15 protein-coding genes are annotated in these 16,963 nt (G+C 60.6%); 7 read left to right on the top strand and 8 right to left on the bottom strand.

Annotated features, from left to right (window positions below; translation table 11 throughout):
• Nucleotides 1–14 precede the first annotated feature (14 nt).
• Nucleotides 15–836 (top strand): transporter substrate-binding domain-containing protein, encoded by an 822-nt coding sequence (locus ACP148_RS12280; protein ID WP_421952899.1) that lies wholly within the window; start codon nucleotides 15–17, stop codon nucleotides 834–836.
• Between the two features lie 7 nt (nucleotides 837–843).
• Here the strand turns inward: ACP148_RS12280 and ACP148_RS12275 are convergent, their stop codons facing one another.
• Nucleotides 844–1,251, bottom strand: a complete 408-nt coding sequence (locus ACP148_RS12275; RefSeq protein WP_421952898.1) for a tellurite resistance TerB family protein — start codon at nucleotides 1,249–1,251, stop codon at nucleotides 844–846.
• A 151-nt stretch (nucleotides 1,252–1,402) separates the two neighbouring features.
• On the opposite strand from ACP148_RS12275, the gene ACP148_RS12270 reads away from it, so the two are divergent.
• Both ACP148_RS12270 and ACP148_RS12265 read left to right on the top strand, forming a co-directional pair.
• A complete protein-coding gene (locus ACP148_RS12270) occupies nucleotides 1,403–3,049 on the top strand; it encodes a lysine--tRNA ligase (protein WP_421952897.1) in 1,647 nt (548 codons plus the stop codon).
• 6 nt (nucleotides 3,050–3,055) lie between these two features.
• Nucleotides 3,056–3,265 (top strand): hypothetical protein, encoded by a 210-nt coding sequence (locus ACP148_RS12265; protein ID WP_421952896.1) that lies wholly within the window; start codon nucleotides 3,056–3,058, stop codon nucleotides 3,263–3,265.
• A gap of 250 nt (nucleotides 3,266–3,515) precedes the next feature.
• Here ACP148_RS12265 and ACP148_RS12260 read toward each other — a convergent pair whose 3' ends face one another.
• Nucleotides 3,516–4,151 (bottom strand): S24 family peptidase, encoded by a 636-nt coding sequence (locus ACP148_RS12260; RefSeq protein WP_421952895.1) that lies wholly within the window; start codon nucleotides 4,149–4,151, stop codon nucleotides 3,516–3,518.
• Between the two features lie 141 nt (nucleotides 4,152–4,292).
• Between ACP148_RS12260 and ACP148_RS12255 the strand changes: the two genes are divergently transcribed.
• Complete coding sequence (locus ACP148_RS12255; protein WP_421952894.1) at nucleotides 4,293–4,637, top strand: DUF952 domain-containing protein; 345 nt, start codon at nucleotides 4,293–4,295, stop codon at nucleotides 4,635–4,637.
• A complete protein-coding gene (locus ACP148_RS12250) occupies nucleotides 4,637–5,737 on the top strand; it encodes a quinone-dependent dihydroorotate dehydrogenase (RefSeq protein WP_421952893.1) in 1,101 nt (366 codons plus the stop codon). The genes ACP148_RS12255 and ACP148_RS12250 overlap by 1 nt, the downstream gene beginning before the upstream one ends.
• 121 nt (nucleotides 5,738–5,858) lie before the next feature.
• Here ACP148_RS12250 and ACP148_RS12245 read toward each other — a convergent pair whose 3' ends face one another.
• The 3 genes from ACP148_RS12245 to ACP148_RS12235 form a co-directional block, all read right to left on the bottom strand.
• On the bottom strand, nucleotides 5,859–7,196 hold the full coding sequence (locus tag ACP148_RS12245; protein WP_421952892.1) for an MATE family efflux transporter: 1,338 nt from the start codon (nucleotides 7,194–7,196) through the stop codon (nucleotides 5,859–5,861).
• 53 nt (nucleotides 7,197–7,249) lie between these two features.
• The gene (locus ACP148_RS12240) at nucleotides 7,250–8,017 is read right to left on the bottom strand and encodes an SDR family NAD(P)-dependent oxidoreductase (RefSeq protein WP_421952891.1); all 768 of its coding nucleotides are present in this window, start codon (nucleotides 8,015–8,017) and stop codon (nucleotides 7,250–7,252) included.
• A 191-nt stretch (nucleotides 8,018–8,208) separates the two neighbouring features.
• Nucleotides 8,209–8,547: a DUF6460 domain-containing protein gene (locus ACP148_RS12235; RefSeq protein WP_421952890.1), complete on the bottom strand. Its 339-nt coding sequence runs from the start codon at nucleotides 8,545–8,547 to the stop codon at nucleotides 8,209–8,211.
• A 48-nt stretch (nucleotides 8,548–8,595) separates the two neighbouring features.
• Here ACP148_RS12235 and ACP148_RS12230 point away from each other — a divergent pair, with 48 nt between their 5' ends.
• Nucleotides 8,596–11,097: a ligase-associated DNA damage response DEXH box helicase gene (locus ACP148_RS12230; protein WP_421952889.1), complete on the top strand. Its 2,502-nt coding sequence runs from the start codon at nucleotides 8,596–8,598 to the stop codon at nucleotides 11,095–11,097.
• A gap of 45 nt (nucleotides 11,098–11,142) precedes the next feature.
• The gene (gene pdeM / locus ACP148_RS12225; RefSeq protein ID WP_425033514.1) at nucleotides 11,143–11,808 is read left to right on the top strand and encodes a ligase-associated DNA damage response endonuclease PdeM; all 666 of its coding nucleotides are present in this window, start codon (nucleotides 11,143–11,145) and stop codon (nucleotides 11,806–11,808) included.
• 3 nt (nucleotides 11,809–11,811) lie between these two features.
• Here the strand turns inward: pdeM and ACP148_RS12220 are convergent, their stop codons facing one another.
• The 3 genes from ACP148_RS12220 to ACP148_RS12210 all read right to left on the bottom strand — a co-directional run bounded on the left by ACP148_RS12220 (nucleotide 11,812) and on the right by ACP148_RS12210 (nucleotide 16,895).
• Complete coding sequence (locus tag ACP148_RS12220; RefSeq protein WP_421952887.1) at nucleotides 11,812–12,573, bottom strand: TIGR02186 family protein; 762 nt, start codon at nucleotides 12,571–12,573, stop codon at nucleotides 11,812–11,814.
• Entirely contained in the window at nucleotides 12,570–13,502 is a 933-nt protein-coding gene (locus ACP148_RS12215) for a sulfite exporter TauE/SafE family protein (RefSeq protein ID WP_421952886.1), read from the bottom strand. Before ACP148_RS12215 ends, ACP148_RS12220 begins: the two co-directional genes overlap by 4 nt.
• 87 nt (nucleotides 13,503–13,589) lie before the next feature.
• Entirely contained in the window at nucleotides 13,590–16,895 is a 3,306-nt protein-coding gene (locus ACP148_RS12210) for a peptidoglycan-binding protein (RefSeq protein WP_421952885.1), read from the bottom strand.
• Nucleotides 16,896–16,963 lie beyond the last annotated feature (68 nt).

The raw sequence follows: 16,963 nt of genomic DNA, 5'->3' as shown, positions 1-16,963 counted from the left end.
GGCTTTGAAATTTTATGGTGCCAGCGCTTCGGGCAATCCTTTTTGCCGTCTGCATTCTTCTCGGCGGGGCGAGTTTCGGTTTCGCCCAGAACCTGCCGGTCCATGTCGATCCGGACGCGCGCGACGACATGATCGATCCCATCGCAGTCCCCGCCCTGCGCTTCCTGACGACGCCTGATTTTCCCCCGTTCAACTACACCGATGCCGCCGGGCGGCTTGCCGGTTTCAACATCGATCTGGCCGATGCCATCTGCGCCCGTCTTGAAGCGCGTTGCACCATTCAGGCCTGGCCCTGGAATCGTGTGCAGGAGGCGCTGGCCGACAACCAGGGGGATGCGCTGATTGCCGGACTCGACATCGGCGGCAGCGCCGGAGAGCGGTTCGATTTTTCCCGCATCTACCTGCAACTGCCCGCAAGGTTCGTAATGAAAAAGCCTGTTGTCCGCGACTTCGATCCCCTCACGATGACAGGTACGGTCGCGGCACGCGAGGGCTCGGCCCATGCCGAACTGGCTGAACGCACGCTCGGCCGCGCCGAAATCGTTTTCTACGATAGCGAATTTGAAGCGCTCGATGCCGTGGCCGCCGGGGAAGCTGACGCCTTTTTCGGCGATGCCGCCCGCGCCTCGTTCTGGCTCAACGAAAACCCTGAGTGCTGCGCATTTGCGGGGGAAGCCTATTTCCGACCCGACCTGTTCGGGGCCGGGCTTGCGGTGGCCGTTCCGGCCGGCCTCGACAACGTGCGGGTCGCCATCAATTGGGCCCTGACCCGTCTGCAGCGCGAAGGCAGGATCGATGAGATCTACCTGCGCTGGTTCCCGGTGAGCTTTTACTGATCGTCAGTTACGGCCGCCGGTGCCGGATACGCGCCGAGGTTTCAATTGCTGCGGTGGTCAACCGGTCAATGGAGAATGCGTCGCGGATCATCTCGAGCATACGCAACTCCTCCTGATTGAGCTTGAGATCGACAGTGACGATCTCGACGGCAATAGCGTAGGCGGTTTCCTGCAGGCGCGGTTCGAGAGTCTGGGCAATCTGGTCGAGCAGGGCATCGAGCCCGGCCTTGTTGACGGTCTCGACGCAGGTGGAGGCGACTTCGGGCAGGCGCTCGATATCGAAGTTCTCAAATACCGGCCAACGGCTGATAAGGGCGGCGAACCGGTCCATCTCGCTGTCGGTCACATCCTTGTCGGACACGGCGGCCATCACCATGACATGGACGAGGGCATCGGTTGCGGAAAGCTGCATCATATCACCCAGGGTCGGTTTTGAGCGCGCCGCAAATCTAGAAACTGCGGCGGTCCGGCGCAAGAGCCGCCGATCATCAGCATTGACCTTTGGGATCGGTTGGTGCAACACCGCGGCCTTGAATTCTCCCAGTTTGATTAAAGGATGGGCTCAATTGTCCCAGACCCTGCCCCCTCTCGATCCCTCAGCCATTGCCGCTGCCCCCAACGCCCGCGCATGGCCGTTCGAGGAAGCCAAAAAGGTCGTGCGGCGCGCCGAGAAACTGGGCAAGGATGAGGTGATCTTCGAGACCGGCTATGGTCCCTCGGGCAAGCCCCATATCGGCACGTTTGGAGAGGTGATGCGCACGACGATGGTGCGCACCGCGTTCCGGCTGTTGACTGGGGATACGATCAAGACCCGGCTGATCTGCTTTTCCGATGATATGGACGGAATGCGCAAGATCCCCGACAACGTGCCGTCCCGAGAGGCGCTGGAACCCTATCTCCAGATGCCGCTGACCGCTGTGCCCGATCCCTGGACCAATGAGTTCCCCAGCTTTGGCGAACATAACAACGCCATGCTGCGTCGGTTCCTCGATACCTTCGGGTTCGACTACGAATTTGCCAGCGCCACCGATTATTACAAGTCGGGTAGGTTCGATGCCATGCTTCTGCGCACGCTCGAACGCTATGACGACATCATGGACGTCATGCTCCCCACGCTCGGCACGGAACGGCAGGCCACCTATTCGCCCATTCTCCCTATCTCGCCGACCTCGGGCCGAGTGCTCTATGTGGCTATGAAAGAAGTCAACGCCAAGGATGGCACAGTGACTTTCACCGACGAGGACGGGCGCGACGTCACCGTGCCGGTCATCGGCGGTAATGTGAAGCTGCAATGGAAACCCGATTTCGGCATGCGCTGGGCCGCGCTCGGGGTTGATTTCGAAATGTTCGGTAAGGATCACCAGACCAATCAGGTGATCTATGACAGGATCTGCTCGATCCTCGGCGGCACCCCGCCCGAGCACTATGTCTATGAGCTGTTCCTCGACGAGGAAGGCCAGAAGATTTCCAAGTCCAAGGGCAACGGTATCACCATCGACGAATGGCTGACCTACGCCTCCTCGGAAAGCCTCTCGCTGTTCATGTTCCAAAAGCCCAGAACGGCCAAGCGGCTCTATTTCGACGTCATCCCCAAGGCGGTCGACGAATATTTCACGTTCGCCGCCAAGGCGCAGGCCGAAGATGCCGGCCAGCTTCTGGAAAACCCGACCTACCACATTCATTCGGCCAGGCCTCCTGTCTACGACATGCCGGTCAGCTTCGCGCTGCTGCTTAATCTCGCGACGGCGTCCAATCCTGAAAGTCGCGAGGTCATGTGGGGCTATATTTCCGCTTACGCCCCCGGCGTGACGCCGCAGACCCATCCCCATCTCGATGCGCTGGTCGGATACGCCATGCGCTATTTCGAGGATTTCGTTGAAAAGAATTACCGCGCGCCCGACGATGTGGAGCGCAAGGCGCTCGGAGACCTCTCGGAGACTCTGGGGAGGCTTCCTGTCGATGCGGGCGGCGAGGCCATCCAGAACGCCGCCCTTGACGTGGCGCGTGAGATCGAACGCTATCAGGATCACAAACGCCTTGGCCCCAACGGCGGCCCGGGTGTATCGGGCGCCTTTTTTCAGATGCTCTATCAGGTCCTGATCGGTCAGGAACGCGGCCCCCGCTTCGGTTCGTTCGCCGCCCTATACGGGATCGAGAGTACCCGCAAGCTGATCGAAAGGGCGCTGGACGGGCAGCTGACAGCCCGGAGTTAAAAGACGATGGCGGTCATTCCTGACCTGGCCGATCTCGAAGCGACCGTAGCGCGCATGGAAGCACGTTTCGACACCGATCCACGGGCCTCCAGCCTGATGGCATCCTATCGCAATCTCTGCATCCGCTTTGAAGCTGATCTCGCCGACCCGCGCGACATTGCCCTGAGCCGTGCCGCCGCTTTGATGACGATAAAATATCAGCTCGGGGAAACCTGACCGCAGGCACCTCAAGCACCGCCCTTGACCTTCCACCCGCCGCATGACCGAGGCAAACCGGCAGAGGCCCGTGGGCGTTTCTAGATCAGATCCGCTTTTCGCTTGCGCGGCCCTTCGGGTCTTTCAATCGCGGACTTGATCTAAGTCCTTGTTTCGTCGTGTGTCCGAACCGCAAACCGTTTCCATCCCCGATCGGGTCGCGGACATGCTTTTGCTGGACGCGCTCCAAAAGCTTGCAATTGCGCCCCTGCTACTGGCTGGCCCAAAGAATCCGGGCGATCCAGTCGATTTCCTCGGGCTTGAAAACCCGCGGCGGATGGTCGGGATTGATCGAATGCAATTCGATCTGTTTTTCGGTGCGCCGGTGCAAAATCTTGGCCATCACCTCCCCATCCTGCGTACGCGCCACCACACGGTCACCACGCCGCAACTGCTCGGTGGGCGAGACGATGATATAGTCACCATCTCGATAAAGCGGCTGCATGGATTCCCCAGTGACTTCAAGCGCATAGGCTGTGCCATCGCCCAACCCCGGGAAGCGGACTTCGTCCCAGCCCTGACCGGCGGGAAACCCCGCCGCATCGAAATAGCCGCCCGAGCCGGCCTGCGCGAAGCCCAAAAGCGGCACGACACGCCCGCCGCCAGTACTCTGATTGTAGTTCAATCCGCCCGAAAGCAGGGTATCGAAGGTTTCGCTGGTGGCTTCGAGCACCTTGGCAACCGATTCGGTCGATGGCCAGCGCTCGCGCCCGTCCTTGCTGACACGCTTGGACGGATTGAACGCCGTTGCATCCAGTCCCGCCAGCTTGGCGAGGCCCGAGGACGACAGGCCATGCCGTTCGGCTAGGCTGTCGAGAGCTTCCCATATGGCGCGATGAGACAACATGGATAAACTGGTTCCAGTAGAAGGAATAATATCCCTATAAGTTGGAAACTAGTCCTATTACGGTGTTAGTCTCTTGTAAAGATGTTTCCATGCTTGGCAGGGTCATTAACCGCAGATAGACCATTCGCCATAGGAGAACACATGGCCGAACCTATCTATAAAATCGCTTCAATCGATGATTGGGCGAACGCGCGTAAATCGGGGCAACTGATCGGCACCCCGGTCGATATCGCCGATGGCTACATCCATTTTTCCACGGCCGCCCAACTGGCCGAAACGCTGGGCAAACACTATCGCGGCGCCGCCGGACTGGTGTTGGCGACAATCGATCCCGATCGGATCGGTTCCGATCTGGTTTGGGAGCCATCGCGCGGCGGGCAGCTTTTTCCTCACCTTTATGCGCCCCTGCCAATGGCCGCTGTCATAGCCGAGCGCGGTCTCGACGCGCGGCCGGACGGCGGGTTCGACTTGCCGGAGATTTCGTGATGGGCTTCGGAGATTTGCTGCGCAACGCGACGATGCAGAAGCTGGCGCAGGACATGTTGATGCGCATGGACGCCGAAACCGCCCATAGGGCAACGATCAACGCGCTCAAATTCGGGCTGGTACCATCCGGTTCGGTGTCACCGGACACTCTGGCAACCAGGTTCTGCGGTCTGGATATCCCCAATCCCATAGGAATGGCGCCCGGTTTTGACAAGAACGCCGAAGTGTTCGGCCCGCTTGCCAGGGCCGGGTTCGGGTTCGTTGAAGTGGGAACGATTACGCCACGCCCGCAACGGGGCAATCCGACCCCGAGAGTGTTCCGTATCCCCGAGGCGATGGGCGTGATCAATCGGCTGGGCTTTAACAATGATGGCCACGAGGCCGCATTCGAGCGGCTCAAGGACCGCGCGCCGGGCCAAATCGTGGGCGTCAATATCGGCGCCAACAAGGACAGCACCGATTTCGTTGCCGATTACGTGGCGGGCGTGAAGACCTTTTCACCATTGGCCGATTACCTCACGGCTAACATATCCTCGCCCAATACGCCCGGCCTGCGCAATCTGCAGGCCGAAGACGCGCTCAAGCGCTTGTTGGCCGCTCTTGTCGAAACCCGTGCCGCCCAACCCAGGCAGACTTCGATACTGCTCAAGATCGCACCGGATCTCGATGAAACCGAAATGGATTCCATCGCCAGGGCAGTGCTCGAAAGCGGCATAGACGGGCTGATCGTTTCCAACACCACCATTTCACGCGCCGCCATAGCCGGCCTCGAAAATGCCGGCGAAACCGGCGGACTTTCGGGCAGGCCCCTGTTCAATCTGGCAACGCGGCGTCTGGCCCAGATGCGCCTGAGGCTCGGCCCGGCATTCCCGATAGTCGGGGTCGGCGGCATTCATTCGGCTCAAAGTGCCATCGCCAAATTCGAGGCTGGCGCCAATGTCGTTCAGCTCTATTCGGCTCTGGTCTATGGTGGGCTTGAAATGGTCGAAGAAATCAAATCCGGTCTCGCGCGTGCCGTCGTTGAACGCAGGCTTCCAAACGTTTCGGGGCTCACCGGCGTGGCGGTTAAAGACTGGGCCGAAGGCAGAATAAGGTTTTAGAGCGCGTCCAGCAAAAGCATGTCCGCGACCCGATCGGGGATGGAAACGGTTTTGCGGTTCGGACGCGTGACGAAACAAAGGTTTAGAGACGAGGATTTGACTCGATCAAATCTTCGTCTCTCTACGCAAAAATCCAGGCCTTTCGGCGCTCGATGGCAACAGCATAAATACCGGCGCGCACGAGCAGCAGCACATGAAGTGCGATCCAAAGTCCCCAGAGGCCCAGCATTGGCTGCAGGATCATCGCCGTTGCAAGATAGACGATGAGCGAAATGACCATCCCGTTGCGCATCGTGGTGTTGAGCGTCGCGCCAATCATCACCCCGTCATAAACGAAAGCGGGCATGCCGGTGAGCGGGGTCAGTGCAGCCATTACCAGATAGACCCGGGCCATCTCGCGCACCTCGACATTGGTGGTCATCAGATCGATGGCCAACCAGCCAAAGCCCAACAGCAGAATGCTTAGCGTGCCGGCGATCAGCAGGCCCCAGCCCAGGGTGAGCTTGGTGGCGCGCTCAAAGGCCGGCCGCCAGCGTGCCCCGACCGCCTTGCCGCACAATTGCTCGGAGGCTGTCGCAATCCCGTCCAGAAAGAACGCCGAGACCGAAAACAGCTGCAGCAGAACGGCGTTGGATGCCAATTCGATCTCACCCATGCGGGCACCCTGCGCGGCGAAATAGGCAAAGGCGCCCATCAGCGCCGCCGAGCGGATGATAAGATCACGGCTGAGCCCGACCATGCGCTGGATCGCCGCGACGTCGAGCAGGGCAGGGAGCCTTGTATTGCCGAGGATCGGTTTGATGCCGCCATAATGGCGTATGGCAATGGCCATCCCGACCACAGCGGCAAGGGCCTGCCCGATAACGGTAGCCCACGCAACTCCGCCAACACCCCAGCCCAGCCCCAGAACGAACCAGACGCTGAGAGTGATATTGATAATATTGATGAGAATTTGCAGCCACATGCCGGTGCGCGCATCGGCGCGCCCGTAAAACCATCCAAGCAGCACAAAATTGACGAGCACGAAGGGCACCGACCACATGCGCACGCCCATGTACTCGGTAAAGGCGGCGGCCGCATCGGGTGGCGGCGCCAGCGCTGCCGCAAACCCGAGAGAGATGGGATAGGAGAGCGCCACCAGCAACGCACCCAACACGATTGCCACGAGCATGGCTCGGGCTATATGCAAGAGCCCGTCGAGTGGATCGCGAGCGCCGATCGCCTGTGCCGTCAGCCCTGCTGTTCCAAAGCGCAGGAAAAAGGCCAGTGCGAAAACAACACTGAACGCCGTTGCACCCAGAGAAAGCCCCCCAAGCAGCCCCGCATCGCCCAATTGTCCGATGACGGCGGTATCGATGATACCAGCCACCGGCTCGGTGATGAACGCCACCGATGCCGGTACGGCTATGGCCCACACATCGCGATGGTGAACCTCGAAGGGATGAACCGATGAACTCATCAGAAGGAACCGGAAGGTAGGGACAATCACCCTAGCCGATTCCGTTCCTCGATCTAGTTCTCAAAGTCGCCCTTTTTTAGCAGAATCGGGCGGGTCGGAACCTGGCAGACCGGCATGATTTCAATGGAGTTGACGTTCACATGCGCCGGCAGGTTCGCCAACCACCAGACGGTATTGGCGATATCCTCGGGCAGGAGCGGCTCGTTGTCGGCATACATTTTTTCGTTAGCCTCGAAATCGCCGCCCGTACGCACTGCGGTAAACTCCGATTTCGCATGGCCCGGCTCGAGCGAGGTGATGCGGATGCCGGTGCCCATGGTGTCGGTGCGCAGGTTCATCGAGAACTGGTGCACGAAGGCCTTGGTCGCGCCATAGACATTGCCGCCGGTATAGGCAAAACGTCCGGCGATCGATCCGACATTGATGATCGAGGACCCTCGACCCACCTGCTTGACCAGTGGCAGGATTTCAAGCGTGGTGTGGAGCAATCCCACGACATTGGTGTCGATCATGGTCTGCCACTGGTCGGTATCAACCTCGGGGACTGCGCCCGTGCCCAGCGCCAGTCCACCATTGTTGAACAGGCAGGTGATCGGCTTGAAATTTTCCGGGATGGCCGCCACGGCGCGCTGGATCGACGCCTTGTCGGTCAGATCCATCTCGATGCCGTGGACGATCTCGGGGAACTCGGCCTCGAGTTCGGCAAGGCGTTCACGCCGGCGACCCGTGGCGATGACCTTCCATCCATTGTTTGCAAAAAGACGCGCGGTGGCCGCGCCGAAGCCGGACGTGGCACCGGTGATGAAGATGACGGGAGACATGGGCAAGACCTTGAATGGCGTCGAACAAGAAGGCAGAGAACACTGCCCGTTCCACTCTAATGGCCACGGCCGATCTGCTCAACAGGTTGCTAGAGCGCGTCCAGCAAAAGTGGAAACGGTTTTGCGGTTCGGACGCGCGACGAAACAAGGACTTAGAGCAAGTCCGCGATTCGAAGAAAAGCAGACTTGATCTAGCGCCGCCGGCCCGCCGCCATCAGTCGCCCGATGAACCACAAGGGCAAAACGATCACCGCTCCGGTCAGCATATAGGCAAAGCCATCGCGGAAAACTTCAAACCCATTGTCGAAGATCGAATTGATAAAGCCCTGGATCGAACGGAAGATGGCGTCGGGGCTGATCCCGAAGACCGACATCAGAAAACCCACGACAAGGCTCATAAGGATCAACCGAACGGCGACGCGTCCAGGCGTCCCGCCAAGGAACGATTCCAGCCAGTTCGGTCTTTGATTTGTCTCGCGGTTGTCCATAGTCTCGGGCATCGGTCCATCAAGTCTGTCGATTCTGCTCATGATGCCACATAGGCGCCGACAATGGCCAATTAAAGAGCTGCCGATATTGTGACCGCTCTGTCCCCCATTGTTGCAGACTGGTTTGCCGCCAAGGGCTGGCGCGCCCGCCCGCATCAATTGGCCGTTCTGGAGGCCGAGCGCGCCGGCAACTCGGTGCTGCTGATCGCGCCGACCGGAGCGGGCAAGACCCTGGCCGGTTTCCTGCCGTCCATCGAGGATCTGATCGCAAACCCCCTGGAGGGGCTGCACACCCTCTATATTTCACCGCTCAAGGCTTTGGCCGTCGATGTGGCCCGCAATTTGGGCGACCCGGTGCGCGAGATGGGGCTCAAAATCAAGGTTGAAACCCGCACCGGTGATACACCGGCCTCGCGCCGCCAGCGCCAGCGCTTCGATCCGCCCCACATCCTCATGACGACGCCCGAGCAACTCGCGCTGCTTTTGAGCCATCCCGACAGCGTCAGACTATTCGGGAGCCTGCGGCGCATCGTGCTTGATGAATTGCACGCACTGGTCACCTCAAAACGCGGCGACCTGCTCAGCCTGGGTGTCGCCCGGCTGGCCAGACTGTCGCCCCATGTAAAGGTCACAGCTCTGTCTGCAACGATCGCCCAGCCCGAAATCCTGCGCGATTGGATCGCGGCTCCAGTCGCGCCAAATCCTGCGGTGCTGCTCAATGCGCCCGGCGGCGCTCCCCCGCAACTTTCTATTCTAGCCAGCGATGAGCTGCTGCCCTGGGCCGGGCATTCTGCCGCCTATGCGGTGCCCGACCTTTACGCAACAATCAAGCAGCACGGCACGACGCTTCTCTTCGTCAACACCCGTTCACAGGCCGAAATGCTGTTCCAGAACCTATGGGCCATAAACGACGAAGCCTTGCCAATCGCGCTCCATCACGGCTCGCTCTCGGTCGAGCAGCGCCGCAAGGTCGAAAGCGCGATGGTCTCGGGCGTGCTGCGCGCCGTGGTTTGTACTTCGACGCTCGATTTGGGGATCGACTGGGGCGATGTCGATCTGGTCGTGCAGATCGGCGCGCCAAAGGGTGCCTCGCGCATGCTCCAGCGGATCGGTCGTGCCAACCACAGGCTCGACGAACCGTCCAAGGCGATGTTCGTTCCGGCCAACAGGTTCGAAGTGCTCGAATGCGAAGCGGCGCTGGAGGCCGTGGCCGAAGGTGCGCAAGATAGCGAAACGCCTCTGCCCGGCGGGCTGGACGTTCTGGCGCAGCACATTCTGGGCCTGGCCTGCGCCGATCCGCTCGATGAAGACCAAACCTTTGCCGAAATCACCTCGGCCTGGCCCTACAAGGATTTGACGCGGGAGAAATTCCACCGGGTCCTCGATTTCGTTTCGACCGGCGGATATGCACTGCGCGCTTATGAACGCTTTGCCAAACTGCGCAAGACGGCCGATGGCCTATGGCGGATCGCCAACCCCCAGATCGCCCAGCAATATCGCTTGAATGTCGGCACTATCGTTGAAGAGCCCATGCTCAAGGTGCGACTGGTCCGCGCGCGCGGCGTGCGCAAGGGCGCAACCACCGGACCGATCGGACGTGGGGGCAGGGAGCTCGGAGAGATCGAGGAGTATTTCATCGACCAGCTGGTGCGCGGCGATACCTTCATGTTCGGTGGCGAGATCGTCGCCTTTGAAGGGGTTGTGGAAACCGAAGCTTATGTATCGCGCTCATTTTCCGACAACCCGAAAATTCCCTCTTACATGGGGGGAAAATTTCCGCTCTCGACCTTTCTGGCCGATAAGGTACGCAAGATACTCGCCGATCCCGAGGGCTGGCGCGTCTTGCCCGATCAGGTGCGCGAATGGCTGGACCTGCAACATTACGCTTCCGTGCTGCCAGACAGCGATAGTCTGCTGGTCGAAACATTCCCACGCACCGACAAGCACTACATGGTTTGCTATCCGTTCGAGGGCCGTCTGGCCCATCAGACCCTGGGGATGTTGCTCACACGCAGGCTCGAGCGGGCCCGTGCGCAACCATTGGGGTTCGTTGCCTCCGACTACGCAATCGCCATCTGGTGCGCCTCCGATCTCGGGGCGTTGATCGCTTCGAACCGGCTTTCGCTCGATCAATTGTTCGATGAAGATATGCTGGGCGACGACCTGGAAGCCTGGCTCGACGAATCCGCGCTCATGAAGCGCACGTTCCGAAATTGCGCCATCATTTCGGGGCTGATTGAGCGCCGGCACCCCGGCAAGGAAAAATCCGGCCGTCAAATTACAGTAAGTTCGGATATCATCTATGACGTGCTTTACCAGCATGAACCCGATCACATCCTGATCGAGGCCACGCGGCGCGATGCGGCGCGGGGGCTGCTTGATATCGAACGTCTTGGATTGGCCCTCAAGCGCATCCGGCGCCATATCAGGCACAAGCGACTGGACCGAATCTCGCCTCTTGCGGTACCTGTATTGCTCGATATCGGCAAGGAACCGATCTTTGGGGAAGCGCGTGAAGCTGTTCTGCGCGAAGCCGCCGACGATCTGATCGCAGAGGCGATCGGCACCGACGTTCCAACCAACCAGGGATAACAATTGGCTCAGGCTCAGCCCGCCAGCGGCACCGAGACACAAGAGATGATCAGGTTCGCAGGGGAAGTGTTCGTCCCGCTGCCCTCGGGCGCGCTCTATTGGCGGGATCTTGAGGCCCTGCTCGTTGCCGACCTTCATCTTGAAAAGCTCTCGAGCTATGCGCGCTCGGGCCAGTTGTTGCCACCCTATGATACCTCGATGACCCTCAGGCGGCTGGAGCGCGATATCGTGGCTACGGGCGCAAAGCGCGTGTTTGCTCTCGGAGATAGTTTCCATCGCGATGAAGGCACCAAAACGCTGCTGGTTGAGGATCGCGAGCGGCTGGGCCGGCTGGTCGTGCAGGTTGAGTGGGTCTGGATAGCGGGCAATCACGACCCTGCGCCCCATGCACTGGGCGGCACATGCTGCGTTGAGCTTGCGGTTTCGGGTTGCTCATTGCGCCACGAGCCACAGACCGGAATTGCCGGCTTGATTGCCGGCCATCTTCACCCGGCGGCACGTGTCGCCCTAAACGGAAAATCGTCTCGCCGGCCATGCTTTGTATGGGACGACCACTTGCTGATCCTGCCCGCTTATGGGGTATCCACCGGCAGTCTGAACGTGCTCTCACCAGCTTTTGCCGGGCTGTTTAACCGCGAGAAAATTCAAGTTATGATGCTGGGGCGTGACAGGGTCTATTCCGTCAGCCGCCAGCGTCTGGTGACAGGGTAGGGCTCAGCGCCGGAACAGGACGCCACCCAGCCAGCCCGTGGCCAGTGCCAGCAGTACGGTTGCAAGCCCGTAGAGCAGCGGCTGATTGACGGCAGCCTCGCCAACAAATCTCTCGAACCCCGATTTCTGGACAAAAAACCGTTGTGCGCCCTGGGCGATCACTTCACCATTTTGCACCACGAGAGCCTGAGCAAGGAAAATGCCATTGGGCACGTTGGCGGGTAGCACCACCCGCGCGGAAAAGAAGGTCGGGGACAAAAAACTGACCCCACGTCCCTCAGTTCGGAACAAGTTGGCATTACCCATCAGCCGCACCAGCTCGTTCTCGAAAAGAGCGACATTGCCGGTCGATTCCTGGAGCGCCAAGCCAACCTGCGCTTCGACTGAAAGGCGGCGCTGGGCAATGATTTCCGGATCGAGAATGGTTTCGAGCGGACGGCTCGATAGTACGCGATAAAACGAAGGCAGGCCGGTAAACAGCGCATGGTCGGCGTTGAGCATGATGCCGAACTGACGGGATTTGCGCCGGACCACGCGTTCCTCTACCGGTCCGCGGATGACGAAAACCACGTCATATGGTCCTTGCGGAGGTGTTCCATCGAGGCTCGGCTCGATATTGCCGAACAGGGTTATGGTTTCGCCGGCAAAGTTGGATTGGATCGAAATTGTGGGATCGGAAGTGCCGAACACCAGACCTTGCGCCGAAGCGCCTGTGACTGTCGCCACGAGCGAGAGAAGGGCCAACAGCATGCGGCCGGCAATCACAGCCCTTCTCCAAATCCGAGGACGGATGTCGAAAACGGGTCGGCTGGTGCGAGAAACAATGAAAGCGCGAACCGGATTGCGACCCCCAGCACGATGAGCGCCAAAAGAAACCTCAATTGGTCGCCACGCAGATATTGCCCAGCCGACGCTCCAAATTGCGCGCCCGCCACGCTACCCACCATCAGGGAAAACGCCAACAGAATATCCACGCTTTGGCTCTGATAGGCATGCAGAATACATGTTGCGGCCATCACCGCCAGGACATGCAGGAGCGAGGTGCCGATCACCACCGAGCCGGGGATACGCAGCAGATAGACCAGAGCAGGCACAAGAATGAACCCGCCGCCGATACCAAGCAGCGAACCGACAATGCCGATCAGAAAGCCGATGCCGATCACCGGGATGACCGAGATATAGAGCTTGGAGCGCTTGAACCGGAAGCGCAGCGGCAGGCCATGGGCCCAATTGTGTTGACCCGGCATGCGGCGCGGCGGCGGCCCGGCCCGGCGCGATCGAATGAGGGATCGGACGGCCTCGATCAGCATCAGCGAACCGATCGACCCGAGGAAAATGAGATATCCGAACGAAATGGCCAGATCGAGCTGCCCGAATGCGCGCAGCAGATCGAAGATCCACACCCCAACGCCAGCGCCAACCACTCCTCCGCTGACAAGAAACATCGCCAGTGTGAGATCGATGCCGCCACGCCGCCAGTAGGACAGAGCGCCGGAGGTCGAAGCGGCCACAACCTGTCCGGTGACCGACGCCACGGCAACGGGAGCTGGAACGCCGGAAAAGATCAGCAGGGGCGTGAGCAAGAACCCGCCACCGACACCGAACAGCCCGGACAAAAATCCGATCGCCCCTCCGATCCCCACAAGGAAGAACAGGTTCACCGACATTTCCGCAATGGGCAAATAGATCAGCACGGCCGGGCCCAATCATAGGCAGGTTCACGGGACGCCGATTGAAGCGTCCCGTGGCGATAGTGTAACGGCGCGAGCCTAAATAAAAGCTTAGACCGGCTGGCTGCCCAGAACGGCCAGCAGCCGCGGATTGATGGAGCCGCTTTCGTTCATGCCCGCGGCGCGCTCGAAAGCGGCAACCGCCTCGCTTGTCTTGGGGCCGGGAATGCCGTCCGGTGTGCCCACATCATAACCGAGTTTGCCCAAAAGCATCTGCACGCGCAGGATCACGTCAGGGTTTGCAATGGCCGGACCGGGGTCGAAGGTTTCGTCCCATGTGCCGATGGGGGCAAAATTGGCGGCAATGTCGATATCAACCGGAGTCCAGGTCGAAATCGTATCGTCGAGCCGCTGAATGGCATCGGATTCGAGCGAGCGCGCCACATCATCGCGTGAGTTGGCTGCGTCCTCGTCGCCAGAGCGGGCGGCAAGCGAGAACCAGACATAGGATTTTTCGAAATCCTGTTCTACGCCAAGACCGCGTGCGTAGAGCATGCCAAGATTGAACTGGCTATCGGTCAGGCCGCGCCCGGCGGCTTCCTCGAACCAATGTGCGGCCGCGGCGAAATCCTGACCTTCGAGCTCGCCTCCGGCATAGAGCGAGGCAAGATTGTGCATGGACATGCGGTTGCCCGCTTCCGCGGCGCGCTGATACCATAGCCGCGCCATGTCGAGATCGCGTTCAACGCCGCGCCCGCCCTCGTAAAGACTGCCGAGCCGGTATTGAGCAGGGGCAAAGCCCTGGGCCGCCGAGCGCTCATACCAGGCGGCGGCCTGGGTGAAATCCTGCTCTACCACCGTTCCTTCGGTAAGAATGGCACCGACTTCGAACTGCGCGAAGTGATCGCCCTCATCAGCAGCCGCACGCAGCGCTGCCGGCTCGATTGAGGCTGGGGCGGTGATCGAAGGTAAAGTCGGGCTCTTGGCCGTTGCTGCGTACCCATTGGCGGGTCCGACAGCCGCGGTGGTTATCGGATCGATGGTGGGGATGGCCGTCAGCGCGTCCGAATCCACACTTGCCGCGCTCAGGCGAGGCTGCTGCTCGATGAAGCGAACATTGGAGGTGAGCTCGCTGGCCGGTGTGGTTTCGGTTTGCGCCATTGCGCGCATCATCGCAAGATTGGGCTCGGCGATGGTCGTATCGGCCTGCGTTGCGCTCACTTCGGCAACGGGTTCTGCATCCTCGGCCGGTTCGGTCGGCGCTACCACTTGCGCATTTTCGGCGCTCGGTTCGGCCTGGGGGGCAGAAATGATGCGGCCCATCACCAGCGGCGTCGCGAGGGCAATGACCGCAACAAGAGCGGTGGCAAGCAACAGGGAACGACGGTTGCGGGCAAAAAAGCCCGGTGCCCCGGTCTCTGTATCTTCAGTCTCATCGTCCTCGCGCCGTGTCTCGATGACCGGCTCGGACTGCACCTCCATACGAGAATCGTTGGTCGGTAGGGCCGCGCCTGTGTCGGTCTCGTCGCGCTGGAACCGGGCGAGTGCCCTTCCTATCAGCGACTTTGGTTCTTCGACCTCGTCGAGCACCGGCTGGCGAGCCGAACGGCGGGCGGCTTCGATAAAGCTGGCACGCGTGGCATTGGAAACACTCGGCTTGACATCAGGCTGAGGGGCCGGCGGGGTCGGTTCAAAGGGGTTTTCGCGTTCGGCAAGACTCGATTTCGGCTTGGCTGGCCGGTCGATCGCCGCTGGGTCGACCGCAAAGCTGGCCTCGGGTGCCACAACGTCCTCGATTTCGAGCGGCGCGTCTTCGACGGCGCCTTGGCCAAGCACACGGCGCGCGGCGCCGGTGGCCGGATCGACCGGCATGGCATCTTCGGGCTTGCGGCGCGGCTTCGAAGCGGGTTCGCTTACGGCTTCAGCGGGTGCTGGATCATCTGCGCGGCTCTCAGCCGGCTTGTTGTTGAGCATGGCTTCGAGCCGGGCAATGCGATTGTCGACCTGCGCGATTGAATTGCGCACGCCCGACAGATTGCGAGCCTCGGCGCCATTTTCGTCCGCCCGCGCGAACAGTGATGCAAGGCGGTCTTCGAGGGCGGTAAGGTCGGCCTTTTCGATGCCATCGACCTCGGTTGAACCGGGGCCGGATATTCCTTGCGATCTGCTCGCGATCATGTCGGCAAGGGCTTCAAGGTCGGGGCCAGGCGCGGCACCGGTGGGCTCGAGCTCGGCAAGGGCCTTGAGTTGAGCACCGGTTTCGTCAACCCGCTTGGCGATCTGGCGCAATTGGGCTTCGATGGTTTCGATCGCCGGCACTTCTTTGGGTGCGGCCATCGTTTCCATGCGCTGTTCAAGCTGGACAAAACGCGGTTCGATGGCCTGGGCGATAACATCGCGCAGCACGGCCACGCTTTCTGCCAGCATGGCCGCTTCGTCGCGCGAGGGTGCTTCGATGGTTGAAATGCGCGCGCTCAACGCGTCGATCTTGGCAAGAAGGCTTGTGGGTTCGGCGGGCTTGCTGACGGCTTCGGTCAGCGCTGCCATCTCCCGGCTCAAGCGCTCTATAGCGTCCGAAGGTTGCGATTGGCTCGCTTCGAGCGTGTCGATGCGGTCATAGATCGATCGCACGCTCTGTTCAATCGTTGCCATGGCCTGCGCCTGACGGTCATCCGCCAGCGCAGCCTGCTGGGATTCATGCTCGCTGGTCTGGAGCTGGTGACTGACGAGCTTTTCGATCGTGGCTGTCAGCTCTTCAATCCGCTTGGAAGTTACGTTCTCTCCGGACTGGCGGTCCGAGGCAATCATCTCGGCAAGATTGCCGATCTGGGCTTCAATGCGCTTGATCTGACCGGTCTCGCCGACCGCCCCGGCCAGCAGTTCGATGACTTCACTGAGCTGGTCGATCTGTCCGGCAATGTTTGATTTTTCGCCCAGCGTTTCGAGGCGCTGGCCGATCCGGTCTTCAAATCCGGCGATCTTTTCCCCAATGGCATCGAGCGACCTGGCAAATCCGGCAAGTTCGGACTGCGGCGCAGATGTCGGTGCTGCAGGGGCGTCGGATTGGGGCCGCGACGGGGCGCTGCCTGTCTGGCGCGCACGAATTTGGTTGATCGCGTCGACAACGGTGTCGCGCATCACCGGACGGTCTTCCGATGAGCGGTCGGCCAGACGCGTTACGGCATGGCGCACACTGCGCAGGGCCTCGGAACGACGATCGGCTTGGTACGGAGCCGGGTGGGCCGGTGTCACGGGTTGAGGGGTAACCCTGGTCGCCTGGCTGGTTGCCACCTGGTCTTCGACCTGATCGAGCAGGGCCACGAGTTCGTTTCGCAGGCTTTCCCATTCGGTCCCGTTGGACCGGCGAAGGGCTGTTTGCGGCTCATCCCAGTCGTGATGTGGATTCGTTCGCGCCATAGTGCTTTCCGACAGGCTCCCGACGGCGCGTAGACCGCACCGTTTCCGGCGATGGAATCGCCTAGCCT

This window comes from Pelagibacterium sp. (assembly GCF_965249125.1).
In the GTDB taxonomy this organism is placed as follows: Bacteria; Pseudomonadota; Alphaproteobacteria; order Rhizobiales; family Devosiaceae; genus Pelagibacterium.
The sequence above is the reverse complement of the archived record's forward strand: the minus strand, read 5'-3'. Positions and strand labels throughout refer to the sequence as shown.